Origin of the sequence: Rudaeicoccus suwonensis (assembly GCF_007829035.1) — a bacterium.
GTDB lineage: Bacteria > Actinomycetota > Actinomycetes > Actinomycetales > Dermatophilaceae > Rudaeicoccus > Rudaeicoccus suwonensis.
On record NZ_VIVQ01000001.1, the window covers coordinates 2380227 to 2394684 of the forward strand.

At 67.0% G+C, this 14458-nt stretch carries 14 protein-coding genes; 8 read left to right on the forward strand and 6 right to left on the reverse strand.

Translation table 11 applies throughout. The features are described from left to right. Nucleotides 1–170 precede the first annotated feature (170 nt). Nucleotides 171–1952 carry an HNH endonuclease signature motif containing protein gene (locus BKA23_RS10825; protein ID WP_145227899.1) on the forward strand — a complete coding sequence of 594 codons (1782 nt, stop codon included), beginning with the start codon at nucleotides 171–173 and terminating at the stop codon, nucleotides 1950–1952. A 191-nt stretch (nucleotides 1953–2143) separates the two neighbouring features. On the opposite strand, the gene BKA23_RS10830 is transcribed toward BKA23_RS10825, so the two are convergent. From BKA23_RS10830 to paaA, 6 genes are all read right to left on the reverse strand, one after another. Continuing rightward, nucleotides 2144–3619, reverse strand: a complete 1476-nt coding sequence (locus BKA23_RS10830; RefSeq protein WP_145227901.1) for an alpha-amylase family protein — start codon at nucleotides 3617–3619, stop codon at nucleotides 2144–2146. A gap of 230 nt (nucleotides 3620–3849) precedes the next feature. After that, nucleotides 3850–5514 (reverse strand): 2Fe-2S iron-sulfur cluster-binding protein, encoded by a 1665-nt coding sequence (locus BKA23_RS17835; RefSeq protein ID WP_425473765.1) that lies wholly within the window; start codon nucleotides 5512–5514, stop codon nucleotides 3850–3852. After that, nucleotides 5511–6287, reverse strand: a complete 777-nt coding sequence (paaD, locus tag BKA23_RS10850) for a 1,2-phenylacetyl-CoA epoxidase subunit PaaD (protein ID WP_342783606.1) — start codon at nucleotides 6285–6287, stop codon at nucleotides 5511–5513. Before paaD ends, BKA23_RS17835 begins: the two co-directional genes overlap by 4 nt. Nucleotides 6288–6297: 10 nt before the next feature. Continuing rightward, complete coding sequence (paaC, locus tag BKA23_RS10855; protein WP_145227903.1) at nucleotides 6298–7119, reverse strand: 1,2-phenylacetyl-CoA epoxidase subunit PaaC; 822 nt, start codon at nucleotides 7117–7119, stop codon at nucleotides 6298–6300. Then, the gene (paaB, locus tag BKA23_RS10860) at nucleotides 7116–7448 is read right to left on the reverse strand and encodes a 1,2-phenylacetyl-CoA epoxidase subunit PaaB (RefSeq protein ID WP_246104615.1); all 333 of its coding nucleotides are present in this window, start codon (nucleotides 7446–7448) and stop codon (nucleotides 7116–7118) included. Before paaB ends, paaC begins: the two co-directional genes overlap by 4 nt. Before the next feature lie 56 nt (nucleotides 7449–7504). Continuing rightward, nucleotides 7505–8683 carry a 1,2-phenylacetyl-CoA epoxidase subunit PaaA gene (paaA, locus tag BKA23_RS10865; RefSeq protein WP_145227907.1) on the reverse strand — a complete coding sequence of 393 codons (1179 nt, stop codon included), beginning with the start codon at nucleotides 8681–8683 and terminating at the stop codon, nucleotides 7505–7507. An 85-nt stretch (nucleotides 8684–8768) separates the two neighbouring features. On the opposite strand from paaA, the gene BKA23_RS10870 reads away from it, so the two are divergent. From BKA23_RS10870 to BKA23_RS10900, 7 genes are all read left to right on the forward strand, one after another. Beyond that, nucleotides 8769–9323: a GNAT family N-acetyltransferase gene (locus BKA23_RS10870; protein WP_246104576.1), complete on the forward strand. Its 555-nt coding sequence runs from the start codon at nucleotides 8769–8771 to the stop codon at nucleotides 9321–9323. Next, nucleotides 9313–10236 (forward strand): AzlC family ABC transporter permease, encoded by a 924-nt coding sequence (locus BKA23_RS10875; RefSeq protein WP_246104577.1) that lies wholly within the window; start codon nucleotides 9313–9315, stop codon nucleotides 10234–10236. The genes BKA23_RS10870 and BKA23_RS10875 overlap by 11 nt, the downstream gene beginning before the upstream one ends. Next, on the forward strand, nucleotides 10233–10547 hold the full coding sequence (locus BKA23_RS10880; RefSeq protein ID WP_145227909.1) for an AzlD domain-containing protein: 315 nt from the start codon (nucleotides 10233–10235) through the stop codon (nucleotides 10545–10547). The genes BKA23_RS10875 and BKA23_RS10880 overlap by 4 nt, the downstream gene beginning before the upstream one ends. Nucleotides 10548–10762: 215 nt before the next feature. After that, nucleotides 10763–11542, forward strand: a complete 780-nt coding sequence (locus tag BKA23_RS10885; protein ID WP_246104578.1) for a tyrosine-protein phosphatase — start codon at nucleotides 10763–10765, stop codon at nucleotides 11540–11542. Further along, nucleotides 11539–12315, forward strand: coding sequence for a (Fe-S)-binding protein (locus BKA23_RS10890; protein WP_281287548.1), 777 nt, complete (start codon nucleotides 11539–11541; stop codon nucleotides 12313–12315). Before BKA23_RS10885 ends, BKA23_RS10890 begins: the two co-directional genes overlap by 4 nt. Then, nucleotides 12312–13808: a LutB/LldF family L-lactate oxidation iron-sulfur protein gene (locus BKA23_RS10895; RefSeq protein ID WP_145227911.1), complete on the forward strand. Its 1497-nt coding sequence runs from the start codon at nucleotides 12312–12314 to the stop codon at nucleotides 13806–13808. The genes BKA23_RS10890 and BKA23_RS10895 overlap by 4 nt, the downstream gene beginning before the upstream one ends. After that, the gene (locus tag BKA23_RS10900) at nucleotides 13805–14446 is read left to right on the forward strand and encodes a LutC/YkgG family protein (protein ID WP_145227913.1); all 642 of its coding nucleotides are present in this window, start codon (nucleotides 13805–13807) and stop codon (nucleotides 14444–14446) included. Before BKA23_RS10895 ends, BKA23_RS10900 begins: the two co-directional genes overlap by 4 nt. The last annotated feature ends 12 nt before the right edge of the window (nucleotides 14447–14458 follow it).

Genomic DNA, 14458 nt, shown 5'->3' on the forward strand with positions numbered 1-14458 from the left:
CCGTACCCCGGATCGTGTACATCGCGCCTCGCATCACCCGCCTCGCACGTCGCACGTCCACGCCACCACCCATCACGCCACCACCCATCCATGCCAGCACTCGCCCGCGATATCCACAGTGTCGACGTCGGAATGCAAACGCTGTCAGTGGTCGGTGATGTACTGGACACATGTTCGATACATCAGCAACTCCTTCAACCCGTGACGAGCTGGCTCATCTGTGCGGGCAGATCAACGACGGTCATGCGCGGCTGATCCAGTTGATGCGCCAGGTGATTCGCGACGAGGAGTGGTCCAGCGGCGGGATCCGTTCGCCGGAACACTGGCTCACCGCATTCGCCGGGCTCACCTGGGCGAGCGCCTCCGACATCGTGCGGATTGCTCGTCGGTCAGATGAGCTGCCCACCATGGCGCGGCTCATCGACGACGGTCGACTCACGCTCGGCCAGGCCGCAGTGGTATCGAAATACACGCCTCCCGAGTTTGACGCCGATGTGGCGGAGTTCGCTTCTTTCGCAACCGTTACGCAACTACGCCGCGCGCTCAGCCGGTACGCGTTCTACGCCGAGACACGAGCGCGTCGACAAGCACACTCGTCAGAACCCGAAGCTGCCGCCGGCCCGAGCGATCACGCCACACCACACGACCCGAGCACCACGACCACACCACACGACCCGAGCACCACGGCAACATCGCCCGACCCGAGATTGGCCGCCGATAGCACCCCGGCACCGGAACACCCGACGTTCGCTGACGCGTCAGGTGCGTCCGCACCGCGGACCGGCGCCTTCCTGCCGGCCGACGACGCCACCGATCCGGACAAAGTGGCCGCGGCTCTTGAAAGCGCGGAGTCGGAAGCACCACCACCGGACGATCCGGCAACAGCCCCGCCCCGTCTCGAAATGCGTTACGCGGAAGGAAGATTCAAGCTGACCTACGACGCTCCTGCCGACATCGGGGCGCTCGTCGAGCAGGCTCTGCTGGAGGCGAAAGACGCGCTCTTCCGTCTGACAGATTCAGTCCGACCAGCCGCGACAACGTCACCAACCGCGCGAAATGCTGACATCTCAACAACCTCGGCGACCTCAACAACCTCGGCACATGCGCTCTCTAGCGATGTCGACGTGACTCCGAACCCGGACTCGACCCCGGCTACGGCGGCTGCGGTCGAACCCGCAACCTCCGAGCCCAAGAACGGGGCGCCATACCAAAGAAACCACGAAAAACGTTGGCGCCGAACCACTTTCGCTGATGCACTCCTGCTGATGGCGCAACGATCCCTCGACAGCGGAGCGCCCCCACAGTCGAGCCGCAACAGTCGCTATCGCGTCTACCTGCATCTGGACGTCAATGGGCATTCCTGGCTCGGTGGGGGTGCGGCGATCCCACCGACGATTCGCGATCGCTTGATTTGCGACGGCGACATACAACCCATTTGGGAAAGCGAAGGCAGACCCGTCAGCGTCGGCCGGTCTCAACGGATCGTCCCCGACCGAACTCGACGCCTGATGGAGGACAGGGATCGCGGATGTCGCTACCCGGGTTGCCTGGCCAGACATCACCTGGAAGCTCATCACCTCGATCATTGGATCGATGGCGGACGTACCGATGTCGATCGGATGCTGATGCTGTGCGGGCCACACCACGACGCCCATCACCGAGGCGATTTCAGCATGGTCGGCGATCCCGACCGGCCGAACGGCGTCGTCTTCTGTGATCGGGACGGCAGACCAATCCGACCGCTCTTCGCACCCTTTGGCGGAATGCACCGCGCCGACGCATCTGCATGTGACGACGCCGACGAATCGGTCGATCCGTTGTCAACCGCGCCAACTCGTGCACTGCCTCGTCCCGAACGGCATCCTGCGCCGGACCGCCGCTTCAGCCGCTATGCCGGACCGACGAACGACAGGCTGGAGCTGGCGTGGGTGCGCTTCGAACCAGCGGGGTAGACCGCTGCTGCGGTGGGGTGCGTTCCTCAACGGCACATCGGAAATTGATGAGTGCCGCCCACCACCAGGCAACTGCCACCGGCGTGCAATTTGCTGCCGACGAGAAGTTCATCCGCCGAGCAATGACCACTGCACCAATAACCACCGGCACCAGTGGCTATCGACGAGCAGTGGCTATCGACGAGCAGTGGCTACCGGCAGATCGCCCAGCCGTATGCCGGAACGACCACCGCGGTGCCGTCATCCACGACAGCGCACCGATGCAGGTCGTCAGCCAGATCGACGTCACTCAGATCGACGTGACTCAGATCGACGTCACGCGGAACAACGTCAGGGGTGACGTCGCACCGAAGGACATCACCAAGCACAACGTCACCACTGGCTCGTCCTTCGTCTGCGGTACGTGCTGCACCCGCGACGTCGGGGATATCCGGCGCATCGGCAAACCCCGCGCTCGATCCCGCCGAACCCACAACGACCGCTGAAAGCCTCGGTCCAGGCACCGGAATCGTCACCGCGACGGGCTTGAGATTCAGCACGATGGTCAGCGAATGCCCTTCTGCTTCGACACGATACGCATATTCCTCATTGGTGAGGTGCACTGTGGCGGACGATGCGCGATGCAACCACGGATGTTGCCGGCGCAGCGCAACCAGCCGCTGCGTCAGGCGGTAGATCGGCCAGCCGAAGGGTGCCAGGTCCTCCGCCTTGGCAGGAAATGCGGGGCGGATCTCGTCATCGCCACCGACGCGCTCCTCCTTGATTCCCCGGAACGCCTGCTCATCGCCGTAATAGATCGCCGGCGTTCCCCCGATCGTCATCAGCAGCACGAGGGCGTGAGGCAGCAGGCGTTGATCATCCAGTCGGGAGGCCAGCCTGGTGACATCGTGATTGCCGACGAATGTCCACGGTACAAATCTCAACAGCAGTTCGTTGTGCCGGCGAAGGGACCATTCCAGTTCGAACATATTGCGGTCAAGCAGGCCGCTCCAGATCGCCTTCCACAATTCGTACTGCGTGCAGCTGTCCATGCCGCTCGCTTCGACCATGTCCGGGTAATCCCCGTGCAGCACCTCGCCTACGACATACAGCTGCGGATGCCGCTCGCGCACCCGAGGCAGCACCGTCGCCCAGAACTCGGGATTCACGCTGTATGCCGCATCCAGTCGCCACGCATCAATCCCCTGATCTGCCCAGTGCACCATCACATCAACGACGAGATCGGCAACTGCGGGATTGTCGTGATCGAGTTCGACGAGCTGCTCATGCCCCTCGAAAACAGTTGCCTTTGTGAGGCTTTCGTGACAGGGAAAGTCGCGACCGACGTGGTTGAAGACGCCGTCCAGCATGATCCGGACACCACGAGCGTGGCACGCCGACACCAGCGCGCTGAAGTCGTCGATCGTGCCGAGCCGCTCGTCGATGTCGAAGAAGTCGAGGGTGTCGTAGCCGTGCGTCGCTGACCGGAAGATCGGACCTAGCGCGATGGCGTTCAGTCCGACGTCCACGATGTAGTCGAGCCAGTCGATCAACGCTCGCATGGTGCGCGGGTGGCCGAGTGCGTCCGCGGATGGATGGCGTTCCCTCCCGGTGATGTCGGCTCCGACGAAACCGAGCGGATAGACATGCCACCAGATGCTGTGACGCACCCACTGCGGCTCAGTCATCGGTTCTCCCGTCGTCCTGCTGGTGGATTGCGATCCAGACGCGGCTGGATTGCTGACGAGTATGTCGCGATTGCCCGTGCGTCGAAGACCTCGGATGGTCCTTCAGGCATCGGATGCCGGCGTCGAAGGTGTCAGATGACCAAAGACGCGGGACGGTCAATGACCCGTCGGTCAGGTAGCTCAGGCGTCGACGGCTTCACATGGCTGAGGACCAATCGTGCTCGAGCGGCTCAGGCGTCGTAGTCCAACGCGACCTCGTCGGTCACCGGGTGGGCCTGACACGCGAGCACCAGCCCGGCCGCGATCTCTTCGGGTTCAAGGGCGTAGCACCGGTCCATCGTGACCTCACCGGTCACGACCCGTGCCCGGCACGTTCCACAGACGCCGCCTGTGCAGCTGTATGGCGCATCTGGTCGTTCGCGCAGCGTCGCCGCGAGAATCGTCTCGGTGCGGTCAGCCATGTCGATGCGTGTAGTGCGACCGTCGAGATTCACTGTGACCACAGCCGCACCCGTCGAGCCATCGACGTTAGGCATCTGACCCACCGAATCGACCGAGCCACCCACGCCGCCGCTCCCACCATCATCTGTGGAGGTGCTCACCCGGCTGCGCGCTCCGGCAAGAACATCGGCAAGGGCGTCGGTGCCAGCGCCGGCACCGGCGGGTGAGCCCGCCTCGGTAGCCGCTGGCTCGTCAACGTGAAAAATCTCGTGGTGGATGCGCGAACGCTCGACTCCCTTGTCGGACAGGAAGATTCGGGCGTCTTCGACCAGTCCGAACGGGCCGCACAGGTACCAGTCGTCGACGTCTTCGACGGCGACCAACGAGTCGGTCAGGGCAGCCAGCTTTTCTGCGTCGATGCGACCGTTGAACAACTCCACGTCCTGCATCTCGCGCGACAAGACGAGCATGAGGTGGAACCGACTGGGGTGGGCGTTCTTGAGGTCTTCCAGTTCCTCGAGGAACATCACCGAATCGGTGCGCCGGTTGCCGTAGATGAGCGTGACGCGTTCGTCCGGATGTTCCTGCAGTATCGACGCCGCGATTGACAAGACCGGTGTGATGCCCGATCCGGCGGCAACAGCGACATGGTGACGAGCCCGACCGGCGCCGACTCGATCAGCGGTCCCTTGGGCGGCGGTGTAGAGGGCCATGCTGTGGTCGTGGGCGGTGCTGTTGCCGACCGCCACGCTGTCGTCGTGGGCGGTGCTGTTGTCGTCGGGCACGCGGTCGTCGTGGGCGGTGCTGTCGCCGACCGCCACGCTGTCATCGACGGCACCGTCGTGGACGTCGGGCGAGTTGCGTGTGAGGTCGCCCGCAGCGTTCCCGTCATCGCCGACCTTGTTGCCGACTTCGTCGTCAACGGCCTCACCTTCGGCCACCGACGTGGCATCGCGCTCCGGTCGCGTGAATGTGCCGAGCGGTGACATCACCTGGATCACGTCACCGACCGCAACCTCGTTGTTGAGCCAGGTCGACATACGTCCACCGTCGACGACCGCAGATCCGACGCGAATTTCCTTACGTCGCAACGCTTCTGGCCGTGACATGCAGATCGAGTAGGACCGGCGCACGTCGTCGCCATCGATTGTTGCCCGCAGCGTGAGGTGCTGGCCCGGCTCGAATGCGAACTGCTCGGACAATTCCGACGGAACGGCAAACGTCACTGCCACGCTGGTCGAGGTCAGCCGGTCGACGCTGCTGACCGTCAGTGGATGGAAGGCAGGTCGACGCGTCCGCACGGGCGCGAGGCCGGTCGCACGGGAGCCGCCATCGGCATCGGCGCCACTGGCATCGGCGCCACCCGCATCCAGGCCACTGGTGTCAACGCGGCGGTCATCAGAGGCACGGTCATCAGCGCCGTGGTCATCGGAGGGTGTCTGCAACAAGCTCACAGTGGTTTGAACTCCTCGAACGGTTCACGACAGGTCAGGCAACGACGCAGCGCCTTGCAGGCGGTGGCACCGAACCGGGACAGTTCCTCGGTGTCAGTCGATCCGCAGACCGGGCACGCCACCGATCGCCGCTGCAGTGTCAGCGACACTGCTCCGCCGGCCGCGTGAGCGCCCGATCCAGTCATGTGGGCGCTGGCATCCGGTGGCGCAATCCCGAACTCCCGCAACGCGTTTCGGCCGGATTCGCTGATCCAGTCTGTCGTCCACGCAGGCGACAGTCGAGTATCGACGTATGCCGCAAAGCCGTCACGCGCGGCAGCATCGACGATCGCGCGCTCGATCGCGCGCATCGCCGGGCAGCCGCTGTACGTCGGCGTGATCGTCACCCACACCGAACTGTCCGCGCTGTTGACGACGACGTCGCGCACGATGCCAAGATCGTCGATCGAGATCACCGGGATCTCCGGATCGGGCACCGCGCGGATGTGCGCCTCGACGCGTATGACGATGTCGGCCGCCGCGGGCAGCAGGGACGACGAAGCCGGTTCCGAACCGGACGCCAGTGTCGGGTCCGCGGACGAACCGGACGCCAGTGTCGGATCCGCGGAAGAACCGGACGCCACTGCCGGGTTCACGGACGAACCGGACGCCTCGGCTGGGTCCGCGGTGGCCACACACTCAACGCCGGTGCCCACCGGGCCCGCAGCGGACACTGTCGCAGCAGCCGGAACGTGAGCAACCGTTGCCGAATCGGTCATCTTGAGGCTGCTCATCGTCGCCGGCTCACCACGACGTCGCATCGGGGTGCGAGCGCGCAATGTGCTGCATCTCCGCCAGCAGGTATCCCATCGCCTGCGAGTGCACACCGTCACGACCGCCGCGTGCGTTCTGCAGCGGCGGATCCGGCATCACCAGCGTCGCTTCAGCAACGACCGACTGCACGAATTGCGTTGCACCCGAAAGCAATCGACTCGGCAATACACCGATCCCGGAGTCCGCAGCGGCCACCGAGACCCGGTCGTCGAAGAACAACTCCGAGGTGTATCCGCTGACCCAGTTCAACGCGTCCTGCATGCGTTCGTGCGACTGCGTGGTGCCGTCACCGAGTCGCAGCATCCACTGCCGCGCGTGGTCACGGTGATAGCTGACTTCCTTGGTTGCCTTGCGCGCCACCCCGGCGACGATCTCGTCCGCGGAACCGGCGAGCGCGGCATACAACTCGGTCTGATAGCTGGAGAACCACAGCAGCCGAGCCATCTCGTGAGCGAAGTCGCCACGCGGCTGCTGCACCAGGTGCACGCAGCGGAATTCGCGCTCGTCACGGAAGTACGCCAGGCGATCCTCGTCGCGACCGGTGCCGTCGAGTTGGCCGGCCCGCGTGAGCAGCGCGCGCGCCTGTCCGAGCAGATCGAGGCCGATGTTGCCCAGCGCCATGTCCTCCTCGATCTGCGGCGCGCGGGAGATCCACTCCCCCAAGCGCTGGGCGTAGATCAGCGCATCGTCGCCGAGTCCGAGCACGTATGCCGCAGTCTCCGCCGACACGACGGTCGCCGGAACCGATGCCGTCGATGATGCAACTGCAACCGCAGAATCGTTGTCCGTCATAGGTATTCGACATCCTTCGGCACGTCGTAGAACGTCGGGTGGCGGTAGACCTTGTCGGCGGCGGGATCGAAGAACGCGCCCTTCTCATCCGGGCTGCTCGCGACGATGTCGCCGGCCCGCACCACCCAGATCGAGACGCCCTCCTGGCGGCGGGTGTAGAGATCGCGCGCGTTGCGCAGGGCGAGTTCGGCGTCGGGCGCGTGCAGCGAACCGACATGGCCATGGGCGAGACCGCGCTTGGCTCGCACGAAGACCTCCCACAGGGGCCAGTTCCCACGATCCGCGGAGGGCGTCGCCGCGTCACCCGAGCCGGAGGCCGGTGCGCTCAAGGGGGTCTGCTCCGTCGTGGGGGTCTGCTCCGTCGTGGGGGTCTGCTCCGTCGTCATCAGGCCACCTGTCCTTCTGCCGCAGTTGTTGCTGACCCTGCCGCCACGCTCGATGCGGCGGTTGCGCCGGCAAGTGCAGTGGCGCTGGTGGAATCGGCCGTTGCGCGAGCCGCCTGCTTTGCGGCGTACGCGTTCGCGGCCTCGCGCACCCACGCGCCGTCCTCATGCGCCTTCACGCGGTGGGCGATGCGCTGAGAGTTGCACGGCCCGTCGCCCTTGAGCACCTGCCAGAACTCGTCCCAGTCGATGGCACCGAAGTCGTAGTGCCCACGCTCGGCATTCCACCGCAGATCGGGATCAGGCAGAGTCAGGCCGAGCTTGTCCGCCTGCGGCACAGTCATGTCCACGAAGCGCTGACGCAACTCGTCGTTGCTGAATCGCTTGATCCCCCAGGCCATCGACTGCTCGGTGTGACCGCCGGTGGCCGCTTCGCCGGTGTCCGGCGGGCCGAACATCATCAGCGCCGGCCACCACCATCGGTTCGCGGCATCCTGAGCCATCGCACGCTGCCGGTCGGTTCCACGAGCGAGAGTCCAGAGAATCTCGAAGCCCTGCCGCTGATGGAAGGACTCCTCCTTGCACACCCGGATCATGGCGCGCGCGTACGGACCGTACGAGCAGCGGCACAACGGCACCTGGTTCATGATCGCGGCACCGTCGACCAGCCAGCCGATCGCGCCCGCGTCGGCCCAGGTTGCCGTGGGGTAGTTGAAGATCGAGGAGTACCGCTGCTTGCCGGCGTGCAGCTTGTCGAGCAACTCCGAGCGGTCGACACCGAGCGTTTCCGCTGCGGAATACAGGTAGAGCCCGTGGCCGGCCTCGTCCTGCACCTTGGCCATCAGGATCGCCTTGCGCCGCAGTGACGGGGCGCGACTGATCCAGTTGCCCTCCGGCTGCATCCCGATGATCTCCGAATGCGCATGCTGGGCGATCTGACGGATGAGCGTCTGCCGGTAGGCGTCGGGCATGTCATCGCGAGGCTCAATGCGCTGATCGGCCGCCAGCAGTGCGTCGAAGCTGCCGCCCGGGCCGCGCGTCGTCGCGGTGCCGACGACTGCGTCGAGGGCGCCGTTGTCGGCGGCGTTCAAAGGTGTGTCGGCGTTCGGAGCTGCCGCCTGCGCCTGCTGTCCAGGCGTCTCGGTGTTGTCCGACGGGAGCGCAAAGTCGTTGCCGTACATGACCTCAAGTATGCGCCTTTGTTACACATTTACGCAATTGTGCGGACGTTTCGTCATACGTGCGCCGCACTGCCAAGCTGACCCGATGAGTGACGCCAGTGTTCGCACCGCCCGAGCCACCGACGCCCCGGCAGTCGGGGCAGTGCAAGCTGCCGTATGGCGCACCGCGTTCGTCGGCATCGTCGATGAATCGGTCCTGGCGCAGTTCGAGCCCGCGGCCTTCGCGCAGGTATGGGCCCGATCGTTGCGGCAGCCTCCATCACCGTTGCACCGACTGCTGGTGGCGACGGAAGCGGACCAGATCGTCGGCTTCGCTGCCATCGGCCCGACCAGCGATCCCGACCACCAGCAGTCCGAGGAAGATCCGACCGGCGAGATCCTCGCGATGGGCGTCCATCCGGATGCCCGGCGCCGCGGTCACGGCTCACGCCTGCTGAACGCCGCGGTCGACACCCTCCGCGCCGGCGACTTCACGACCGTGCTCGCCTGGCTGCCCGCAGAAGACGACGAGTTGCGCGCCTTCGCCGCCGCGGCAGGGCTGACCCCGGACGGCGCGTGGCGCGACCACGTCGTGGGCGCCGACGACCGCACCGCTCGCGAGGTACGCCTGGTCGCCGACCTGCGCGAGCATGCCGACTGATCCGATGAATCCGGTGGAGCCGACGGATCCGAGTCGCCCGCGTGTTCCTGGAGTCGATCCGGGAGTCGATCCGGGCGTCGACGGGACCAGCACGGCCGTCGACGGGACGGCCACCGCGGACGCGCGACGCGCCGTCATACGCAAAGGGATCTGGGTCGGCGTCGCCACCGGCGCCTACGGCATCAGTTACGGCGCGCTGGCAGTGACATCAGGGTTGTCGGTCTGGCAGGCGATCGCCTTGTCACTGCTGTTGTTCAGCGGTGGGTCGCAATTCGCGCTCATCGGCGTGCTGGGTGCCGGCGGATCCGGCGCGAGTGCGATCGGCACCTCCACGCTGCTCGGGCTGCGCAACGGCTTCTACGGGATCCAGGTCAGCCGGCTGCTGCAGGTCACCGGCTGGCGGCGTGCGCTCGCCGCGCAACTCACCATCGACGAGTCGACGGCCGTATCAGTGACCCAGACCGACCGCGACCTCGCGCGCACCGGATTCTGGTGGACCGGTCTCGCGGTGTACGTCCTGTGGGGCGGTATGTCGGCCGTCGGAGCAGTGCTTGGCGATGCCATCGGCGACCCGAGGCGATACGGCCTCGACGCCGCCGCGCCGGCCGCATTCTGCGCGTTGATCTGGCCCCGCCTGGGCACGCGACGCGCGCAGCTGACAGCGGTCAGCGCAGCGCTCATCGCGCTGGCGGTCTCGCCGCACGCGCCGAGCGGCATACCGGTGCTCGTCGCTGCAATCGCTGCGGTGGTGGCCGGCATCCTGCCGGGCGGGCCGGGGTCGGCGGTCAGGTCGGCAGCCGAGTCGGCAGTCGGGTCGGCAGTCGAGATGCGGTCAGCGCTCGGGTCCGGGTCGGGGCCGACCGACGCGGCAGGATCGTCGGAGGCTCCCGGGCCGGACGCTGGAATCTCATGAGCATCTGGGTCACGGTGTTGGTCGCCAGCTTCATCTCGTTCGCGACGAAATTCGCCGGGTATGTCGTGCCGCAATCCGCGCTCGGCCATCCCGTGACGAACCGCATCATGCACTATCTGCCGGTCGCGCTGCTGGCCGCGCTCATCGCCATCCAGACCTTCACCTCGGGCAGCGGCGGCTACGCGCTCGACGCGCGCACCGCCGGTTTGGCCGTGGCGCTTGTGTGCCTTGCGTTGCGAGCGCCCTTCCTCGTCGTGGTGGTGGCCGCGTCGGCGACGGCAGCCCTGCTGCGCGCCTTCGGCCTCGGCTGACAACGGCGACGGACGCGTGCGCTGATCGCCGAGCGGATCCCAAGTCGCGAGGCGCAGGTCTCAGGTCTCAGGCCGCAGGTCTCAGGCCGCAGGTCTCAGGCCGCAGGCCGCAGGCCGCAGGCCGCAGGCCGCAGGCCGCGGGTAAGCCGACCACGGCCCGTCGCAGAACGGGCGGGCGCCGCCGACGAGGTCGGCCCGCGGCATACGCTGCAACGGTGACCGAGCCAGCCTGGATCGACCTTGAGGGCGTCGCCAACATGCGCGACGTCGGCGGACTTCCCACCACCGACGGTGGCACCGTGCAGCCCGGGCGGTTGCTGCGCTCGGACAATCTGCAGGACCTCACCGCCGCCGACATCGACCGGTTGCTGCAGCAGTACGGCGTGACCGACGTGGTCGACCTGCGCAGCAACACCGAGCTGCGCATCACCGGGCCGGCACCGATGCAGGCGCTGAATGACGTTGCGCACTATCACTTTTCGTTGTTTCCCGACGACCGCCCCGCCGACACCGCCGACGCACTCGTGTTGCCCTGGCACGGTCGCGCCGAGCAGCCGCGTGATGTCGACCCGACCGCCAGTCACTACCTCGGCTACCTCGCCGAGCGACCGGACTCGATCAGCGCCGCACTCGCCGTGCTGGCGCGCAGCGCCGGTGCGACGGTCGTGCACTGCGCGGCCGGCAAGGACCGCACCGGCACTGTCGTCGCCCTCGCCCTGACCGTCGCCGGAGTGCCGCGCGACGCAGTGGTGGCCGATTACGCCGCGAGCACCGAGCGCGTCGAACGCATCGTCGAGCGCCTGCGCGTGCTTCCCGGCTATGCCGAAAACCTGGCGGGTGTGCCGATGCAGGCGCACTACTCGCGCCCCGAGGTGATCGACCGTCTGCTGGATGCCGTCGCCGAGGAGGCCGGATCCGTGCCGGACTGGTTGCGATCTCAGGGTTGGTCCGACGAGCAGGTGACGGCGCTGCGGGACAAGCTCGTGACGCCGTGACCGACGCCGGGCCGGAGCGCGCGGAGGCACCAAAACGCGTCGCGCTGTTCGCGACGTGCTTCAACGACACCATGTGGCCGGGCACACCCCGGGCAACGGTGCAGGTGCTCGAACGCCTCGGCGTCACTGTCGAATTTCCCTGGAAACAAACATGTTGCGGCCAGATGTTCACCAACACCGGGTACGCCGACGAAGCGATCCCGTTGGTGCGCGGATTCGTCGACACCTTCGAGCCGTATGCCGCGGTCGTCGCCCCATCGGCCTCGTGCGTGGGCTCGGTCCGCGAGCAGTATGCCGCCCTGGCGCGGCGGTCCGGCGACCCCGGACTGCAGCGTGCGGTCGAGCAGACGACTCCGCGGGTGTACGAACTCAGCGAGTATCTGGTGGACGTGCTGGGCGTCACCGACGTCGGTGCCTCGTTCGCGCATCGCGTCACCTATCACCCGACCTGCCACTCACTGCGCATGCTGCGGGTCGGCGACAAGCCGCTGCAACTGTTGCGCGCGGTCGAGGGCATCGAGGTGATCGAACTGCCCGGCGCCGACGAGTGCTGCGGTTTCGGCGGCACGTTCGCGATGAAGAACGCCGCCGTGTCAGTGGCCATGGGGTCCGACAAGGCGCGGCACATCCGCGACACCGGTGCCGAAGTCGTTGTGGCGAGCGATAATTCGTGCCTGGCGCATATCGGCGGGCTGCTGGATCGAGGCCGGTCCGGTGTGCGATGGATGCACCTGGCCGAGGTGCTCGCGAGCACCCGGGAGCAGCCGGCATGAGTCGGTCACATCGCACCTCCGAGCCGGCCAACCCGGTCGGCAGCACGACCGCGACCTTCGTGGGGATGCCGAGCTTTCCGCACGCCGCGGCCGACGCGGTCGGCAACTCCCAACTGCGACGCAATCTGCGGCATGCCACCCACACGATCCGCGGCAAGCGCGCCGAGGTGGTGGCGGAAGTGCCGGATTGGGAGGCCCTGCGGGCACGCGCTGCCGCCATCAAGGACGCGACACTCGCCCGACTGGACGAGCACCTCATGACCCTCGAGGACAGGTTGACCGCGGCGGGCGCCCACGTCCACTGGGCGCGCGACGCCGAGGAGGCCTGCCGCATCGTCACCGACCTGGTGCAGCAGACGGGCGTCGACGAGGTCGTCAAGGTCAAGTCGATGGCCACTCAGGAGATCGAGCTCAACGAAGCCCTCGCCGCCGCCGGCGTAGCGGCGTGGGAGACCGACCTTGCCGAGCTGATCGTGCAACTGGGCGACGACCGTCCGTCGCACATCCTGGTCCCGGCAATCCACAAGGGCCGCAGCGAGATTCGCCAGATCTTCAGCGAACGTATGGCGCAGGCAGGTCGCGCCGCGCCCGCCGATCTGACCGACGAGCCGGCCGCACTGGCCGAGGCTGCACGCGTGCATCTGCGGGAGAAGTTCCTGCGCGCCCGGGTGGCCGTCTCAGGCGCGAACTTCGCCGTCGCCGACACGGGCACGCTGATCGTGCTGGAGTCGGAGGGCAACGGCCGCATGTGCCTGACGCTGCCGCAGACGCTGATCTCGGTCGTCGGCATCGAAAAGGTCGTGCCCACCTGGGAGGACCTCGACGTCTTCCTGCAACTGCTGCCGAGGTCGAGCACTGGTGAGCGGATGAACCCCTACACCTCGATGTGGACCGGTGTCGCTGAGGACGACGGGCCGCAGGACGTGCACGTCGTGTTGGTCGACAACGGTCGCACCACCGTGCTGGAGGACCCCGTCGGTCGAGAGGCGCTGCGCTGCATCCGGTGCTCCGCCTGCCTCAACGTCTGTCCCGTGTACGAACGCGCCGGCGGACACGCCTACGGCTCGGTGTATCCGGGGCCGATCGGAGCGGTGCTGACGCCCCAACTGCGCGGCATCACAGGCGCGCTCGAGAAGTCTCTGCCGTATGCCTCGAGTCTGTGCGGCGCCTGCTTCGACGCCTGCCCGGTGCGGATCGACATACCGCGGCTGCTGGTGCACCTGCGGACCCGTGTCGTCGACGAGGGTCGGAGCGGTAGGCCCTCCGCCGAGAGCGTCGCGATGCGCTCCGCGGAGTGGTTGTTCTCCGACGCACGTCGTCTGACACGGGCACAGCAGGGTGTCACCACCGCTGCCCGAGCGCTGCGCGGACGCACCAGCCTCGGCGCCCTGCCGTGGCCGATGTCGGCCTGGAGCAGCGCGCGGGACGTGCCGGTGCCCCCTCAGGAGACCTTCCGCCAATGGTGGGCGCGCACCCACGAGGGGCGCGCATGAGCAGCGCGAGGGATGAGACCCTCGCGCGGATCCGGTTGGCCAACAACAGAATTCGCGCTGCGGATGGCTCGGGAGCACGCCGGCTTTCCCAGCCGCGCGCAGCGTCGGAGCTGGTGCCCTTGTTCGCCGAACGCGTCGCCGACTACCGCGCGACAGTGCGCATCGTCGACGCCGGAGGCGTGGCTGACGCGATCGCGGATGCAATCCCGGGCAGCGGCAGCGTCGTCATACCGAACGGATTTCCTGACGCCTGGCGCGCACGCATCACCGCGACCGTCGTGACCGAGCACGGCCCCTCGGCCGTCCTGTCGCCGCACGAGTTGGACGACATCGACGCCGTCGTGACCACCGCCGATCTCGGAGTCGCCGAGACCGGCACGCTGATCCTCAGCCACGGCCCCGGCCAGGGACGCCGCGCTCTGACACTCGTGCCCGACCGCCATGTCTGCGTGATCAGCGCTTCGCAACTGGTCGACGATGTGCCCGCTGCCGTCACGGCCGTCGCCGATCAGATCCGGGCTGGGCGGCCGCTCACCTGGATCAGCGGACCGAGCGCCACCAGCGACATCGAACTGTCGCGGGTCGAAGGCGTGCACGGCCCGCGCGCCCTTGTCGTGGTCATCGTCAGCGACTGCTGAGCCGACTGTCCG